Raw genomic sequence first — 16,258 nt, 5'->3', positions numbered from 1 at the left:
TTTATACATATTCTTTGCAAGCGTGCTCGTAAAAACCGATGTCAGGAGACTCGTCATGCTAATCCGAGCGAGAGCTCCAGTCCGAATTGACTTTGCTGGGGGGTGGAGCGACGTAGCCCTATTCACCGAGCATTCAAAGGGGCTGGTCGTTAACGGAGCAATCAACCGGTATGCTTACGCCACGCTCCGCTGTGAAAGTCAGACAACGCAGGACGATTCCGTTGAACTGCAGCGGATTTTAGATAAAAGTATTCGTATCTATTCCGCAGATTTCGATACCTTCATTGAAGCCGACGATGTCCGTCAACTCGAATACGATGGAAATATCGATTTAGTAAAGGCAGGGGTCCGGCGCATGTCTATACAGATCGGTGGATTCGACCTGATCACACAGTCCAATGCCCCTCCTGGGAGTGGATTGGGAACTTCGGCAGCAATGGGAGTTGCCCTCGTCAGCGTCCTCGGCGCACTCAAAGAAGCCACCTATCTTCCGTATGAATACGCCGAACTCGCCAGCACTATCGAACGCCATGAACTCGGTATACTCGGTGGGAAGCAAGACCATTACGCGAGTGCCCTCGGTGGTATTCATTTTATGGAATTCCAAGGGGAAGAGGTCAAAACTTCGCCGCTGAGACTCCCTCCTCAGATCCGCTACGAACTTGAAAAAAATCTCGTCCTTTGTTATACCGGGCAACCGAGACTCTCGGGCAACATCCATCAGAACGTGACAACCGCCTATAAAAGTGCCGATCCAAGTGTCCGCGATGCCTTAGAGACGCTCAAAGCCACCGCTGAGGCGACAAAAACGGCACTGATGCGCGGCAGATTGACCGAATTCGGCGAATTACTCACCCAAAATTGGCGGAATCAGAAAAAGTTACACCCGTCTGTTACAAACGAGCAGATTGAGCAGCTTTTTAAAATCGCGACAGCACACGGTGCCATCGGCGGAAAAGCGTGTGGTGCCGGTGGTGGCGGGTGTCTCCTGTTCTACTGTGAACCGACACGCGAACATAGTGTGCGCCAGAAACTCGAAGACGCTGGTGCACGCGTTATTGATGTCAACTTCGATTTCGATGGTCTCCAAATGTGGAGAGTCTCAAACTACTAAACCTTAAATATATGAAAAACGATATGCCCTCCACGCAACCTGCAACTGATATAGAAATCGCTGAAACATTAAAAACAGCCAAAGAAAATATTCTAACTGAACTCAAAAAACGTATCATCGGACAAAACGAGGTCATTGAGCAGCTCCTGATTGCGCTCTTTTCGCAGGGACACTGCTTGTTGGTTGGGGTACCGGGGTTGGCAAAAACGCTGCTCATTAGCACATTCGCACAAATTCTCAAATTGCCATTTAACCGCATCCAATTTACACCAGACCTAATGCCGTCCGACATTATAGGGACCGATATTATTGAAGAAGATGGAACCGGTAAACGTGCCTTCCGATTTATTAAGGGTCCAGTGTTTGCCAATATCGTTCTCGCCGATGAAATCAATCGAACACCTCCGAAAACACAAGCCGCACTTTTACAAGCCATGCAAGAATATCAGGTCACCGCAGGCGGTAGAACATATTTCTTGGAACGCCCGTTTTTTGTTTTAGCGACACAGAACCCAATTGAACAAGAAGGGACTTACCCACTACCAGAAGCACAACTTGATCGCTTTATGTTCCATATCACCCTCGATTATCCAGACAAAACTTCTGAAAAAGAGATTGTGATGACAACAACAGCGGCTTATGAACCGGAAATCAATGCCGTTATCACCGGAGAAGAGGTCCTACAAATACAGCAGGTCGTCCGGAAAGTCCCCATCGCTGAAGCGATTGTAGAGTATGCCGTGGAATTGAATAGGCAGACGCGTCCTGCCCCAGATGCATACGACTTCATTCAGGATTGGGTCCAATGGGGAGCAGGCCCCCGAGCATCGCAATATCTCGTTCTCGGTGCAAAGGCGCGAGCCATCCTCCACGGACGCTATCATGTCGCTTATGAAGATATTAAAGCTGTTGCGATCCCCGTCCTACGCCACCGAATTCTGACGAATTTCAACGCCGAGGCTGACGGTATCACGAGTTTAGATATTATCAATAGGTTGCTGGAAAGCGTTGAACCCCCACCGGTTGAATAAATAGAGGATATGAAAGCAATGCGAGCGATTGATAGTTTTAGAGTGGATAAGGAGGAATTTTCAGTTTTATCCTCTTTTGAAGAAGCAGATGTGGCTGATAAAGCATATTGGCATTCCAAAACCCCACAAGAACGTATGGCAGCCCTCGAATTGATGCGACAGATTAATTATGGCTACGATCCAACTACCGAACGACTTCAAAGAGTTCTTGAAGTTGTTGAATTCACACCAAGTTAAAGGAACGATGACCAGATTCAATAGCAAAAAAAATGAAGATTGCAATTATAGGAGCAGGATACGTCGGTTTGACCACGGGTGTCGTCCTCGCTTACCTCAATCACAATGTCGCAATAGTAGAGAAAGACGAAAGTAAATTAGACCTTCTGCACGAAGGGAAAAGCCCTATTCACGAACCCGGCATCCAGAACCTTCTTGAAGAAGTGCAGCACACCATCCGTTTTACGCCAAACGTCGCTGAGGTCGTCCCCGATTCAGAGCTGATTCTGATTGCTGTCGGGACACCACCGAAAAAGAATGGAGAAGCTGATACACAGCACGTTGAACAAGCAGCGAGGGAAGTTGCAGAAGTCTGTCTGCCCGATAGACACTATACGCTCGTCGTTAAGTCCACGGTTCCCATCGGCACCAACCAACGCGTCGCTAAGGTTGTCGAGTCTGTTTTTTCGACACGTGGTATTCAGGGAAATGTGTCCGTTGCTTCAAACCCGGAGTTCTTACAAGAAGGTTTAGCGTTACAAGGCGCACTGTATCCGGATCGGATTGTTGTTGGTGCCAATAGCGATGAAGCGATTGATACCCTCCGTCGCCTCTATAAACCGATCCTCGAACAGACGTTTGATCCACCGAGTGGATTTCCACGTCCGTCGGCTTACCACTTGCCACCGATGATGACCACCGATCCAAACAGTGCAGAGATGATTAAATATGCTGCGAACACATTCCTCGCCCTCAAGATCAGTTTTATCAATGAAATTGGAGGACTCTGTGAAAAGGTCAGTGCAGACGTGACGGAGGTTGCGCGTGGTATTGGACTCGACGCTCGCATCGGAAATCAGTTTCTCCGTGCCGGTCTCGGATGGGGTGGGAGTTGTTACCCTAAAGATACTTCAGCGTTGTTAGGGGTCGCAGCGCAATCCGGCTACGAGATGCCTATCACGGAAGCCGCGCGTACCGTTAATTTTCGCCAACGCGCGCATATCATCGAAAAATTGCAAGGTGCTCTGAAGACGCTCAAAGGTAAAACTATCGGTATCCTCGGTCTCGCATTCAAGCCTAACACGGATGACGTTAGAGAAGCCCCGTCGCTTGACATTATTCGTGAACTTATTGCTGAGGGTGCAACCGTTCGCGCACACGATCCGATCGCTATTGAAAATGCGCAGCGTGCTTTGAGTGGAAGGGATCCATCTGCTAACACCAACCTCTACTTCACAAAAAATATAGATGAACTCGCCTACAATGCGGATGCGTTAGTGCTTGTCACTGAATGGGAACTCTATCACAGACTCGAACTCCGTAAACTCGCCAAACAGATGAAGACCCGCATCCTCATTGATGGACGTAATGTCTATTCGCCGGAAGAAGCAAAAGCTGCGGGTTTTCATTACATCGGGGTCGGCAGAATATAGAATGCCGCTGACGATATGGACACTATTAAACAACCCGAACCTTTTGATGCAAATTGGCATCGATATTGTCCACAAAAACCGTTCCCGCCGTATCGACATATCCCTGGTGTCACACCGCATCCCATCCGAGATCCGCGCGGACACAGTTATGGCCTCGAAGAAGAACACGATGCTGATCCGCTACCTCCAGAACTCTGGCGAGAAAACGAGGACTATCTCTACGGGATAGATTTATATAACTTTGCCTATTGGTGGGAAGCACATGAAGCGTGGGAAGGGTTGTGGCACCAAGCAGAGGACACGTATCGTCTTTTTCTTCAAGGACTGATTCAGGTTTCAGCATCCCTCATCAAATATCACATGCGAATGCTGCGACCCTTGCGCACACTTTCCACTGCGGGACGGGACAAATTGAGGCAGGTTGTCGTTGAGTGTGACGATGCTTTCGGAAACTATATGGGACTCGACTTGCCCGCATTCTTGGAAATCGCTGATGCATTTTTCGCCCCTTTCTTCGCCGACAATGTCACAGAAACCACGTATCTTCAGAACTCTGTTAAACCGCTCATATTGCTGACAGGTTAACACCGACCGACAACCACATTTATTTTCCAGCCTTGACCCTTGTGAGGAAAGCCACATGCCAACGCTTGTCCCTTTTCTCATTTTCAGCCTCTTCTGCATTTTCATCGTTGTGTTGCTATTTATTCTCTTTAAGATAGGTGCTTACTTTGGCAAAAGCGATGCCGACGAATTTCGGGCTGTCCGGTGTCCACAATGTCAAACCCGACGGAAACCCGAAAAAACCGGCACAGTCAGAAATCTCGTCGAATTTGAGATGCGATGCCCGCGCTGTGGACACATTTCATGGGACATTCCTCCGAAAACAAATCTTTCCACACGACCGAATGATCAAAATAAAATGACGTAAAGTGCGCGTGGTTAGTAATCTGCGAAAGCCCCGTCGTCTGCGTGCCAGAACATTCCACGCAGCCGAAATGTTTCATCTCGAATCGCTTCAATAGCTGTATCGTCCATATCCACACCGAGTCCGGGTGCTGTCGGGAGTTCAATGAATCCATCTTTGAAAACCAAAGGTGTTTGAAACAGTCCTTCTCCGCGTCGGTGTCCGCCCTCACATATCAGCAAATTCGGCACGGTCGCCATGACGTGTACCGATGCGGCCACTCCGACAGGACCGGCAGCGTTGTGCGGTGCAATCGCCATATTGTGGATTTCCGCCATCGCGGCTATCTTCTTCAGTTCCAGTATCCCACCGCAGTGTCGGATATCGGGTTGCAAAATCGCGCACATCTCACGTTCAATTATCTCCCGGAAACCCCATCGTGTTAAATGCCGTTCACCCGTCGCGATGGGTACTGTTGTGGACCGGGATAAGATCAAAAGCGGCTCATTGTTTTCAGGATGGCACGGCTCCTCGGCAAACAGGAGACGGAAGGGTTCTAATTCCTTTACCAAGATGACTGCCATCGTTGGACTCAAGCGTCGATGCAGATCAACAGCAATATCGACCTTATCACCGACTGCCTCTCGCACGGCTGCCACCCGTGTCACCATCGTGCCAATCGCCTTTGGGGTATCAACAAATCGAACAGGTTGCGGCGAGGCTCCCATCTTTACTGCCCGAAATCCTGCAGCCACTGCCTTCCTCGCATGCTCTGCACACGCTTCAGGTGTTGTACCCCCTATACCGGTATAGACGCGAATCCGATCCCGCACGGAACCGCCTAATAGTTTCCAGACCGGCATTCCGACGACCTTGCCGAATACATCCCACATCGCCATCTCAATACCGCTGAGTGCTCCGACCAATACAGGCATGCTCCGGCTGTAACTCGACCTGTACATCGCTTGCCAGTGCGCTTCAATCTGCAGTGGGTCTTTGCCGACTAGGTATTCCGCCATGTCGTCTACGGCTTGGGCAACGACGCGCCAATGCTCATAGTTCATCGGTTCACCGTAGCCGATGATTCCTTCGTCTGTGAACATTTTCAAGATCATCGCCCGACCTTGAATAGGTATTGTTTCAAATCCGGTAATTTTCATAGTATCCTTTCTTTCGTCCTAAACCGGTCGCCACCGGATAATACAGAAGTGTGAGTTCCCTGTGGCGTTCTCCCATTTGCTGACATCGCCGTAGCAGGAACCGATAAAGGTTAGGATTTCCTCGCCATCTAAGGTGATGTGTCTCGGAAAGCCAGCAACATGCCCATGACAGAGGTAATAGACTTCATCACGCCAACTTTCGCCGTTGTTGTCGCTTACCATTGCCCTACCGCTGCCGAGTTCCCTCGGATACCGGTGATCATAAGCCACAACAGCACGCTTATTGGAAAGTCCGACAGCCGCGCCGTGGCACTGCCCATGCACACTCGTTAACTGACGGAGATTTGTCCACGTAACACCGCTATCTACTGAATCTGCAAGAAAAACCGTTTTGTTTGTATGCGGTTGGTCTGGGTGTCCCGGTTGGTATCGGATGACCGCGAGCAGTCTGCCAGAAAAAAGTTCTGCGATGTTGACTTCATTGCCATAATCCGACAAAAAGAAGCGGTTCGAGAAGGTGTATCCATCATCTTCGGAAACAAAGACATAAGTCGGGTTCGTGCCTTCGTAAAACGGGTCGTCTCTTCTTTTAATTGGTAGGAGCAGCGTGCCATCGTTGAGTCGGGTCAGACTTGAACCAGCGACGGTTTTCTGAAACGGCGCGACATCTATTTCGCTCGTCTGCTCCCATGTCTCACCTTCATCATCAGAAACCCAGACGGTGGTTGGCTGTTCTTCTCCATGTTGACTCACGTGAATAAGCTGCCCATGCCTATTGGCTTGCAACAACCATCCGTTGAAACCGAAAGCAGCAGGGACCCTGTTGAGATGTTCCCAACTCCTGCCACCATCTGTGGACTTAGAGATAATGGTGTGCTGGACTGCATAGATAGTACCATCGGGAGCCTGAACGAAATTCAATCCCTGATAGTGCCCTTGCGGATCCAACGGCATGCGGATTTTCTCTACTGGAACCTTGTTTAGCAGACCATCGCGGGCATGCAGAATATAATCACCCGCTTGCATCTCACTTAATTGATTTGGCGTGACGACAACGCCACCCATATTTTCGGTTGAGAGCATTTGCTGGACTCCCTTTACAGTAAATTTCTCTTGTCCTACATAATGAATTATGGCAAAATGTTCGGTATATCCTATCCGACCAATTTACACGATAACACCGGACAATGCAAGCCATATTTGAAGGCAAAGAAATATATGAACGTATTCGATGCAACTCGGAAACATTACAATGCAGCGGGGGTCCATCCGACGACTGACCCTGATAACCCAAGATCACAATTTGCCGTTGACAGATATGAAGACCACCTGCGTAAACTCATAAGACCCGGCATGCGCGCCTTGGATTTAGGTTGCAATGCTGGACGCTTTACCTTTGCCATGGAAGACATGGGCGCGATAGCAACAGGTATTGACTGCGCGGAGATTCCACTCCGTCACGCAAAAGAGGTCGCAGAGAAAAGAAAGAGCAGATGTCGATTCAATATTGGGGATATGGCTGCGCTACCTTACAAAGAGAATTCTTTCGACCTCGCGCTGCTTCCTCAAAATAACATTTACTTATCATATCAGATGCTGGAGTGCTTAACAGTTCAACTTAAAGAAATTCTATCGGACAATGGCATCTTCCTTGTAATAATGCACGATGAATTGGTGAAGAGAGTGGGAGAGGAAACCCTTCCAGATCGATACGACGTGCAGACCGGTTTGATAGGAGGCAGTAGGACAATTCCTGACAAAGGTACGTACGCGTATCCATCCTACTTTTGGACAGTCCCCTTTGCGAAGCACATTATTGAGAAGTACTTTCTTTTTGAACGCGTTGCGCAAATAGAAGAAAACAGATTTATGTTGGTGTTCCGTAACAAAAAGAGAAACGGAGGTCTGTAAATGCTGCAACAAGAAGCGATAGAACATCTCGAAACGTTCGGTTACTGTCTGATTGAAGATGCAATCCCCACAGTACAAGCAGACGCGATGGCAGAGAAATACTTCCAACTCCACCGAGACCCAAAGAATCGGGATGCTTTTCAGGACCCGAACGCTGAACTCTATCAAACGCTTTTCGGTGTAGTCAACCTCGATGAGATGTGTTGGGAATGTATCGCACATCCACAAGTGCTACAAGTCGTCCGTCATTTTCTCGGCGATAGTGCGCGACTGGGTGAGGCTTGCACCAAGTGGGTCAAGCCAAGGGCACCCCAAGGTGGTATACACTCCGATTCGACGCACGACTTGCCATCACGCCTTCCCGAAACGCCATGGATGATTAACTCCATCTGGATGATAACGGATTTTACTATCGAGAACGGCGCGACGCTCGTTGTGCCGTTTAGCCATCGCGCACGGCGCAGACCTACACAATCCGACATTGTAGAAAGCCATCCAGTGCCGGTCTGCGGGCAAAAAGGTTCTGTGTTATTGTGGCACGGCGGAACATGGCACGGGCAAGGGGCAAATACAACCGACGATCAACATCGCATGGCGTTGAATATCGCTTACTATCCTGCTTGGTGGAATCTCATGCGTGAGGGTGGTCATCAACCCGTTTTTCCAGAGACGTTTGCGCGGATGCCGGAAGACCTCCAAGCACTTGTTCGACATAAGGTCGCAAAACGACGCGCTGACATCTATGAATTTTAATCGCACCAAACGCTCGTGTTATTGTTGTACTGTAGTTTTGAGAATCTGCTTAGTAGCATCTGAGATGTTAAGCGTTGTGTAAGCTGCGTCGGACAACGCAACCCAATAGTATGCTTGATGTTCGGTAGGACTAAGTTTGATTTCACCATCCTCAACCTGAATAAAAAAGTTGAAATGTCTCGTTTTTTTCCCAGAACTGGATGTCCAATCAAAGGAGCCGAGATATTCAAGGATTGATGTTACAATGAGTCCCGTTTCTTCCTGCACTTCTCGAGCGAGTGCTGTAAGTAGGTCTTCCTCATCCTCCACGGTACCACTCGGAATTCCAACAAATCCACCCATGGAATCAGACGGAACTCGTTCCAAAAGTAGGAATTTGCTGTTTTTACGGATGACCGCGCCCACAACCAGTTTTTGCACACCGTCTTTTTCAGCATCGATCAACAACCGTTGAAAGATAGTGGGGTCAATGTTTGACTGCATATTGTGCGTCATTTTACGCGTTGCCCTGCTTGAAATACCGCAATCACTCGACTCACCACCCCAACATCATTTGTCGGATCGCTCTCAAAAGCAACGAGATCGGCGATTTTGCCCGGCGCGATAGTTCCAATCTCATCTGCCATCCCGATTGCTTCGGCGGAGATGCGGGTTGCTGAGATGAGTGCCTCTGCGGGTGTAAACCCAACTTCGACAAGTAGCTGCAAATCGTAATCGAGATGTCCGAATGCAAGATTACCGACACCTGAATCCGTGCCGGGAACAATCCGGTCCCGGAGGTCGTAGTCGAGCATACGCCGCATCACATCCAATCGGACTTCTGCTCGCGCCTCACTTCGTTGCAATTCGGCTGTTTCATCGGCAGAAATCGTCCCATTGTCCCGTTTTGCTCGGAGTTCAACGATGCGTGGATATCCCGTCCACGCTTGGAGCGTCGGACTAATCCAGATACCCGATTCTGCCATCATCTCCGCAATTTTCGGATCAAACCGGAGTTCACCGTCCGGATCAAGAAATTCCGCATGCTCCATCAGATCAATACCTGCTTCAACGGCGCGTACCATCGACTCACTGGCACGGCAATGCGCCACCGTGAGCCGATGGAAATGGTGTGCCTCGTGGACAGCGGCGTGCAATTCGGCGACGGTGTAACTGGCGCGTCCGGGAATCGTTCCGGCAGTTCCACCGCCTGACGCCATAATCTTGATATAATCCGCGCCTTCATGAACTAAGCGACGCACTGAACGCCGCATCTCCGCCTCGCCATCCGCTGTCTCGTTGCATACATGGAAGTGTCCACCTGTACAGGTAATCGGTCGTCCGCTGACCAAGGCGCGTGGACCCGGAATATAACCGCGTTCAAGTCCTTCCTTAAGCGTGAATCCTACCTTGTTCCGCGCGCCGTGTTCACGGATCGTTGTAATCCCTGCGGCGAGATGGCGTTGTAGATTCATCGCGCCGGTCAACACCATCATCTCATCCGTCTCAGAGAACATTTGAACATAGTTCCGTCCATCGCCTGCCAGGCTCAAGTGTGTATGTCCATCAATGAGACCCGGCGCGAGACACGCATCGCCGAGGTCAATAACCTCTGCGTCAGGCGGTGTCTTTTTCGCAATCTCTTCTTGATCGCCTACTGCATCAATGCGTCCGTTAGTCACAAGGATTGCCTGATTGGATTTGGCAGATGTGCTTATCCCATCAACAAGCGAATTGGCACGGATACAAACGATTTGATCTGACATGAATCTTCTTCCTTAAATGCTTGCTTTAAACCTTCACAACAAACTCACAGCCTTGTAGGAACCACTCCCGCAAGATCGTATCTTCATCATAAGTCCGTTTCGCCTGTGAACCCGTTGCTTGTGAGAGGTCTATTGTTTCAGCGATGATGGTGTCTCCAAAAAACCCTGCCTCTTTGATGACGTTGCCATCTGGATGGATAATCTTCGAGTTTCCGTGTGATGAACCGGGTGCCCGAATGTCATCAGGGTTCGCAGGTGTGTTCGCCATTAGGAGATAGATGCCGTTTTCTGTCGCACGCGAAATCGGCATAGCGCGGTAAGCGGAGAGTTTATATTCTGAGAGCAGTCCGGATTCACACGAGCAGAAAATGCAGAGTTGTGCCCCCATTGCTGCAGGAAGTTTAACTAATTCAGGATAACGTACATCGTGGCAGATGATAAAACAACACGCAACACCGGCGAGTTCGACAATCGGCAACGGACCCCGATTGTTGATGCACCATTTCTCCCCAGCGAGAAAGGTCTTGCCATAACGGTATTTCAGGAGACCCTCTTGATTAAATACGGCAAGGTCGTTGTGCCAATTCTCACCATCGTGATGTGCTGAACCGACGACAACGGCTATTCCGTGCCGACGTGCTGCTTCGGCAATTTCAGCCTCAGCCTCTTTAAAGACTTGCGGCGAGGTCCGTTCCCAATAATCTGTCCGGCAGCAGTAGCCGAACAGACACCCTTCCGGGAACGCCGCAATCTGAACCCCGATCTCTGCACACGCTTCGATTTGATCTAATACCTTGATGGTGTTGGCGGAAACGTCTTCACTTGTTAGCAGCTGACCTGCTGCGACCTTAATCTGGTTATTCGCCATCTTAATACCTCCTCTTTCCATTTTCGCCATTGTATCAGACCTGCGAATCTAATTCAAGTGGCGCGATAGGTTTTCAGCAATCAGCAGTCAGCCATCAATGGTCAACATACAAAAATCGGTTGACAATTGCCAAGCGATTTGGTATAAGGATTAGAAATTGAGCACAAAATCCAAGGAGAAAGACATTATGAAAATTACCGACATCAAACCGTTTCCTGTTTGGGTAGGACACAGGAATCAACACATCGTTAAAGTAGAGACCGACGAAGGCATTTACGGGTGGGGTGAATCTGGACTTTCAAGCCGAGAATTGGCTGTTGCGGGTGCGGTGAAACACTATCGCGAATTCCTCATTGGGCGCGATCCGATGCGGATTGGTGGCTTGTGGCAGGAGATGTACCGAAGCCAGTATTTTGAGGGAGGCCGTGCCTTGACAGGAGCAATCTCAGCGATCGATATCGCACTCCACGATATTGTAGGAAAAGCACTGAACGTGCCGGTCTACCAACTCCTCGGTGGGAAACAGCGAGACCGTGTGCCGTGCTTTGCTACGACAGGTGCAGCATCGGTTGAGCAGTTGATCGAAAACGCCCAATTATTACTTGACAACGGTTGGAACGTCATCCGCACAAACGTACTGCATCGTGCGAAACTGGGTGAGGAAAACATCTTTGAACCGCGTGAGTCGATCAGCCTCGCAGCGGAGTGGTTGACAGCACTGCGAGAAGCCATTGGATCGGAACCTGTTCTCGGTATTGACTATCACCACCGACTCAGTGTTGCGGAAGCAGCGTCCTTTTGTCAGCGTATGCCGTCTGGCACACTTGATTTTTTGGAAGAGCCAATTCGAGACGAGACCCCAGAGGCTTATGAATCCCTCCGGACGATGACCGATGTCCCATTCGCTATCGGAGAAGAATTCTCCAGTAAGTGGCAGTTTCTCCCGTATCTGGAACGCGGTATCACCAACTTTGCCCGCCTTGATGTCTGTAATGTTGGTGGACTGACGGAATCGATGAAAGTCGCGAGCTTGGCAGAGGCACACTATATCGATTTAATGCCCCATAACCCGTTAGGTCCTATATGCACGGCTGCGACGGTTCATCTCGCAGCAGCGGTTCCAAACTTTGCATGGTTGGAAATCCGGGTCTCTCCAACAGAAGCCTCTGGACACTATGATGAAGATCTGTTTCCTGTGCAGCACAAACTTGAAGGGGCAGCGATACCCGTACCGGATGGTCCCGGTTTGGGTGTTGAGGTTAATGAAGAACTCGTAATGGCGCAGACGTTCAAATTCTCGGAACCGCCACACCTCCGCCGACGGGACGGATCCCATACGAATTGGTAGCACATCTCTACCAAGAGGCGCGCCGAACGCGAGCCTCTTTTTTGTATGTAGCATAAACTGTTAGTTTGCGTCAGAGTCTCACCTATCTTCTCTGATTAGAGGACAGAGGCATTAGATAGATATTAACATGTACATCAATCCTTTTGAAAAAATTCGGTTTAGGGCATTAGTTGGCTACGCCATTCTCGCCTTTATCGCGACTGGTTTTACCGTTGTTATCCTCGGAGCATTCTTACCTGCCTGGTTTAAAGGTAAGTCGGCACCACTTCGAGGATCCGTGATACTACCACTATTGTATGTTTTCTTCTGTCTGTTTACCTTCGGAATGTTAGGGCGTGCAGGTCTGTCTTACAGGCAACTGTGTGGAGAGTTCCCGACGTGGCGTAGACTTGGATTGTATAGTCTCTGGGCATTCCCCCAGGTCATTTTCTCCTTATCAACCTTCTTTCTCCTTTACTTTCCCATAGCCTTCTTCATGCCTGAATTCTTCCAAGAGCGATTTATTGAAAGTGACCACTCTACAATCTCGTTGAGTAGCGATAAACATGTGCTGGCGAATCTGTTGGTCTTTTTAACGGCTGTTTTTATCGCACCTATGGTTGAAGAATTTTTCTTTCGCGGTATCTTATTAACGCGATGGGCTGTCAAGTGGGGTGTGTTGCGAAGCATTTTTGCGTCATCATTGGTTTTCGCCATTTTGCATCTCGACCCTATTGGTGCATTTTGTTTCGGTTGTGTGATGGCTGTTTTTTATATCCGAACGAAGTCGCTTTTTATTCCAATGGTCATCCATATAGCAAATAACAGCATTCCATCAATTATGGAGTGGTTTGAGATACTGTCTGATGCCTCTCCTTCAGAAACGACGCTCGAAGAATTTCAAGAACTCTGGTGGATAGGACTCATAGGGTTCACAATCATTACACCGTTTGCTATCTTCTTCTGGAAACACTATATTCGGAACACTGACTGGCAAGTTCCCTACCTCACGGAGACTGCCGGTTGTGGAAGTAACGCGAATTTGTCCGATTAGATTTCTCTTAACTATTCACACAAAATATGTTATACTGCATTAAAGTTCAGACAATTTGTAAGAATTAGAATAAGACACGCCTCAAACCTGCCATAATGGAATTCGAATGGGACGAGCAGAAGAATCAAGAATGTATCCAAAAACGTGGAATTAGTTTCAAACGCGCTTCCCTCGTCTTTGATGATCCGGATCGGATAGAGCGCGTAGATGCTCGATACGACTACGATGAAAAAAGAATCGTTGTCCTTGGTCGAAGCGCAAGTAGTCTCTTGTATGTGGTTTATACGTGGCGCGGCAGCAGGCGTCGCATTATTTCAGCAAGGAAGGCAACGAAAAATGAAAGACAAATCTACTTTAGTCAAATATACGCGTGAAGAACTTGCACATGTTCCCGATGAAACAGATTGGGAAAAGGTCGATGCCATGACCGATGAGGAAGTTTATCAGGACGCGCTTAATGATAAAGATGCCCAACCTACCGATGAAACTTTTTGGAAAACCGCGCCTCTCCCTTCACACTTTGCGAGTATCGATCAGGATATCTTAAAGTGGTTCAAAGCCCGTAACGTTGATTACGAAGCACAAATTAATACGGTACTCCGGTCATACATGGAAGCAAACGGACAGGGAGGCATATCAAATGAAGACACAAACGATTAGGTATGGAGAAAACGGCGGAGTTGAGATCATTGATATTGATGTCCGCGACCCGCAAGTGGGAGAAGTGCAAGTCCAGCGCGCTGCATGTGGGGTCTGCGCATGGGACTTAGCGACCTTTCGGGACGGCGGGTACGCGCCGCCGGGTCATGAAGGTGTCGGCTATGTTACTAAAGTTGGGAGCGGTGTTCAAGGTATTGAGGAAGGGATGCGTGTTACGGGCAGCGTGTTAGGGTTTGATGGTCTCAAAAACTGCCCAGCGGATCAGATATACATCGTTCCAGAATCGGACATTCCAGACGAATACTGGTTAGTTGAACCCGTCTCATGTGTTGTAACAGGACTCGACACGGCACCGCTGCTACCGGCTGATAACGTCGCAGTCATCGGATGTGGTTTTATGGGGATGATGTTCGTCCAAGCACTCAGCCGCTTTTATACATCTAACCTTATCGCTATTGATATTGTTGAGAAACGGCTGCAACTGGCGAAGTCGTTAGGGGCTGACCTCACGTACAACCCTAAGGAAATTTCCGCCTCTGAACTCATATCGGAGCTGAAAGCATTTCCAATTGATGTGGTATTTGACTGTTCGGGGAAGCCTGATGGGTTAAACCTCGCGACGAAAATCGTTCGTAGAGGCGGACACATCAACCTCTTCGGTTGCATCCGAGAAGAGGTGACCATCAACGGTTCCGAGTGGCACGGCGGTGCGTTTAACTTGGTGAGCTCATCGCCGGGCGCAAAGATTAGGGATACATTTCCACCCGCAATTCGGATGCTTGAGCGTGGCCACATCGACCTAAGACCGCTTGTAACGCATATCGTACCGCTTGAAGATTATCCTGCACTTCTCAAGGACGCAACAAATGGAGACGGCAGTTATATCAAGGGGGTCGTAGCAGGGACGTAATGGCTATCCAAACAGATATTTTTGCACAACATCTTCCCGTACGGTGACTCCCAATCCTGGAACATCGCGAAGAGCGACGTAACCATCCTCTTGCCCCCACGGATCGCTGACCAATTCATGCTGCATCGGGGATTCGTGGGGCTTAAAATCCGAGCAATCGGCATGTGTCGAACTCGCTAACATGTGCAGACTCGCAGCGGTGTTTAAGGCACTACTCCACGAATGCGCGCTGAACAGAAGGTTCTCAGCCTCAACGAGTTTGATGACGTGTCGGCTGCCAGTGAGTCCGTGGCAGCGTCCCGGATCAATTTGGACAATATCGACACCACCGGACTGGATGAGTCGTTTGTAACTTTCGACATTCCACTCATCTTCACCGGTCCCGATGGGGGTCATAACCGCTGACCGCAGCTGAGCGTATGCTTCAAAGTTTTCAGGAGGCAGGGGTTGCTCAATCCATTTGAGTCGATAAGGCTCAAGGTCTCGGAAACGTTGAATGGCGGTCGGGACATCCCATATACGACGGTGGCCAGGTGTATCAATGACAAACTCAAGCTCGTCTCCGATCACTTCACGCACACGCCGAATCATCTCAAGGTCGCGCTGGCGGTCGAGACCGAAGACCGCTTCTGGTCGCATTCCCCAACCCCCTTTAACGACGCGGTAGTTTTCCTCGCGCATCCACTGAAATTCGTTGAGCGTCCAATCCAAATCTTCCATATCAAAAATGATTGATGCCATAGCAACGATTTTGTCGTGGAGCTGACCGCCAAGGAGTTGACAAACCGGCAAACCGAGTGCTTTGCCCTTTAAGTCCCATAACGCCATATCTACAGCACTGACAGCAAAAGCAGCAATGCCTTCGGGACCATACCACCAGATGTGATCAAGCATTTTACGCCAGTGCCGTTCCACATCTAAACCGTCTTCACCAATAATTAACGGTGCGAATCCCTGTTCAATGATTATCTGTGTCGCGAGTGTTGCTTCTCGAAATTGTGAGATACACTCCCCCCAACCCACAAGACCGTCGTCGCTCTCCACGCGAGCGAGCGTGATGTAGCGTTCGATACCTTTGTAGTGTGGCTCAGGATACGCAAGCGGAAACGCCTGAATTTTTTGAATCCTCATTCTATTTTTCTCTCCTTTTAGATTGTGGTGAATTATAG

19 protein-coding genes are annotated in these 16,258 nt (G+C 49.2%); 13 read left to right on the top strand and 6 right to left on the bottom strand.

The window, feature by feature from the left end:
• Window positions 1–55 precede the first annotated feature (55 nt).
• From OXN25_15255 to OXN25_15230, 6 genes are read left to right on the top strand one after another with little or no spacing between them, the layout of a single operon-like run.
• A complete protein-coding gene (locus OXN25_15255; protein ID MDE0426215.1) occupies window positions 56–1,114 on the top strand; it encodes a GHMP kinase in 1,059 nt (352 codons plus the stop codon).
• 11 nt (window positions 1,115–1,125) lie between these two features.
• The gene (locus OXN25_15250; protein MDE0426214.1) at window positions 1,126–2,145 is read left to right on the top strand and encodes a MoxR family ATPase; all 1,020 of its coding nucleotides are present in this window, start codon (window positions 1,126–1,128) and stop codon (window positions 2,143–2,145) included.
• Between the two features lie 18 nt (window positions 2,146–2,163).
• Window positions 2,164–2,382 (top strand): hypothetical protein, encoded by a 219-nt coding sequence (locus OXN25_15245; protein MDE0426213.1) that lies wholly within the window; start codon window positions 2,164–2,166, stop codon window positions 2,380–2,382.
• Between the two features lie 32 nt (window positions 2,383–2,414).
• Window positions 2,415–3,794 (top strand): UDP-glucose/GDP-mannose dehydrogenase family protein, encoded by a 1,380-nt coding sequence (locus tag OXN25_15240; GenBank protein ID MDE0426212.1) that lies wholly within the window; start codon window positions 2,415–2,417, stop codon window positions 3,792–3,794.
• 15 nt (window positions 3,795–3,809) lie between these two features.
• Window positions 3,810–4,379 carry a DUF309 domain-containing protein gene (locus tag OXN25_15235; GenBank protein ID MDE0426211.1) on the top strand — a complete coding sequence of 190 codons (570 nt, stop codon included), beginning with the start codon at window positions 3,810–3,812 and terminating at the stop codon, window positions 4,377–4,379.
• A gap of 55 nt (window positions 4,380–4,434) precedes the next feature.
• Window positions 4,435–4,725 (top strand): hypothetical protein, encoded by a 291-nt coding sequence (locus OXN25_15230; protein MDE0426210.1) that lies wholly within the window; start codon window positions 4,435–4,437, stop codon window positions 4,723–4,725.
• A gap of 11 nt (window positions 4,726–4,736) precedes the next feature.
• On the opposite strand, the gene dgoD is transcribed toward OXN25_15230, so the two are convergent.
• Window positions 4,737–5,861 (bottom strand): galactonate dehydratase, encoded by a 1,125-nt coding sequence (gene dgoD / locus OXN25_15225; protein ID MDE0426209.1) that lies wholly within the window; start codon window positions 5,859–5,861, stop codon window positions 4,737–4,739.
• An 18-nt stretch (window positions 5,862–5,879) separates the two neighbouring features.
• Entirely contained in the window at window positions 5,880–6,944 is a 1,065-nt protein-coding gene (locus OXN25_15220) for a sialidase family protein (protein ID MDE0426208.1), read from the bottom strand.
• A gap of 135 nt (window positions 6,945–7,079) precedes the next feature.
• Here OXN25_15220 and OXN25_15215 point away from each other — a divergent pair, with 135 nt between their 5' ends.
• Both OXN25_15215 and OXN25_15210 read left to right on the top strand, forming a co-directional pair.
• The gene (locus tag OXN25_15215; GenBank protein MDE0426207.1) at window positions 7,080–7,772 is read left to right on the top strand and encodes a class I SAM-dependent methyltransferase; all 693 of its coding nucleotides are present in this window, start codon (window positions 7,080–7,082) and stop codon (window positions 7,770–7,772) included.
• A complete protein-coding gene (locus tag OXN25_15210) occupies window positions 7,773–8,525 on the top strand; it encodes a phytanoyl-CoA dioxygenase family protein (GenBank protein ID MDE0426206.1) in 753 nt (250 codons plus the stop codon).
• Between the two features lie 18 nt (window positions 8,526–8,543).
• Here the strand turns inward: OXN25_15210 and OXN25_15205 are convergent, their stop codons facing one another.
• The 3 genes from OXN25_15205 to OXN25_15195 are packed head-to-tail and all read right to left on the bottom strand — an operon-like array spanning window position 8,544 to window position 11,138.
• Window positions 8,544–9,020, bottom strand: coding sequence for an NUDIX domain-containing protein (locus OXN25_15205; protein MDE0426205.1), 477 nt, complete (start codon window positions 9,018–9,020; stop codon window positions 8,544–8,546).
• On the bottom strand, window positions 9,017–10,270 hold the full coding sequence (locus OXN25_15200) for an amidohydrolase family protein (GenBank protein MDE0426204.1): 1,254 nt from the start codon (window positions 10,268–10,270) through the stop codon (window positions 9,017–9,019). Before OXN25_15200 ends, OXN25_15205 begins: the two co-directional genes overlap by 4 nt.
• A 25-nt stretch (window positions 10,271–10,295) precedes the next feature.
• The gene (locus OXN25_15195; protein ID MDE0426203.1) at window positions 10,296–11,138 is read right to left on the bottom strand and encodes a carbon-nitrogen hydrolase family protein; all 843 of its coding nucleotides are present in this window, start codon (window positions 11,136–11,138) and stop codon (window positions 10,296–10,298) included.
• Window positions 11,139–11,325: 187 nt separating this feature from the next.
• Here OXN25_15195 and OXN25_15190 point away from each other — a divergent pair, with 187 nt between their 5' ends.
• From OXN25_15190 to OXN25_15170, 5 genes are all read left to right on the top strand, one after another.
• A complete protein-coding gene (locus OXN25_15190) occupies window positions 11,326–12,486 on the top strand; it encodes a mandelate racemase/muconate lactonizing enzyme family protein (GenBank protein ID MDE0426202.1) in 1,161 nt (386 codons plus the stop codon).
• A gap of 127 nt (window positions 12,487–12,613) precedes the next feature.
• A complete protein-coding gene (locus OXN25_15185; protein ID MDE0426201.1) occupies window positions 12,614–13,519 on the top strand; it encodes a type II CAAX endopeptidase family protein in 906 nt (301 codons plus the stop codon).
• Window positions 13,520–13,614: 95 nt separating this feature from the next.
• Window positions 13,615–13,893 carry a BrnT family toxin gene (locus OXN25_15180; protein MDE0426200.1) on the top strand — a complete coding sequence of 93 codons (279 nt, stop codon included), beginning with the start codon at window positions 13,615–13,617 and terminating at the stop codon, window positions 13,891–13,893.
• Window positions 13,856–14,179, top strand: a complete 324-nt coding sequence (locus tag OXN25_15175; GenBank protein ID MDE0426199.1) for a hypothetical protein — start codon at window positions 13,856–13,858, stop codon at window positions 14,177–14,179. Before OXN25_15180 ends, OXN25_15175 begins: the two co-directional genes overlap by 38 nt.
• Window positions 14,160–15,089 carry a zinc-binding dehydrogenase gene (locus OXN25_15170; protein ID MDE0426198.1) on the top strand — a complete coding sequence of 310 codons (930 nt, stop codon included), beginning with the start codon at window positions 14,160–14,162 and terminating at the stop codon, window positions 15,087–15,089. Before OXN25_15175 ends, OXN25_15170 begins: the two co-directional genes overlap by 20 nt.
• 3 nt (window positions 15,090–15,092) lie before the next feature.
• Here the strand turns inward: OXN25_15170 and OXN25_15165 are convergent, their stop codons facing one another.
• The gene (locus OXN25_15165; GenBank protein ID MDE0426197.1) at window positions 15,093–16,220 is read right to left on the bottom strand and encodes a mandelate racemase/muconate lactonizing enzyme family protein; all 1,128 of its coding nucleotides are present in this window, start codon (window positions 16,218–16,220) and stop codon (window positions 15,093–15,095) included.
• Window positions 16,221–16,258: the final 38 nt, after the last annotated feature.

The sequence above is a fragment of the Candidatus Poribacteria bacterium genome, from assembly GCA_028820845.1.
Lineage (GTDB): Bacteria > Poribacteria > WGA-4E > WGA-4E > WGA-3G > WGA-3G.
Note: the sequence above shows the minus strand (reverse complement) of the source record. Positions and strands in the feature narration are given on the sequence as shown.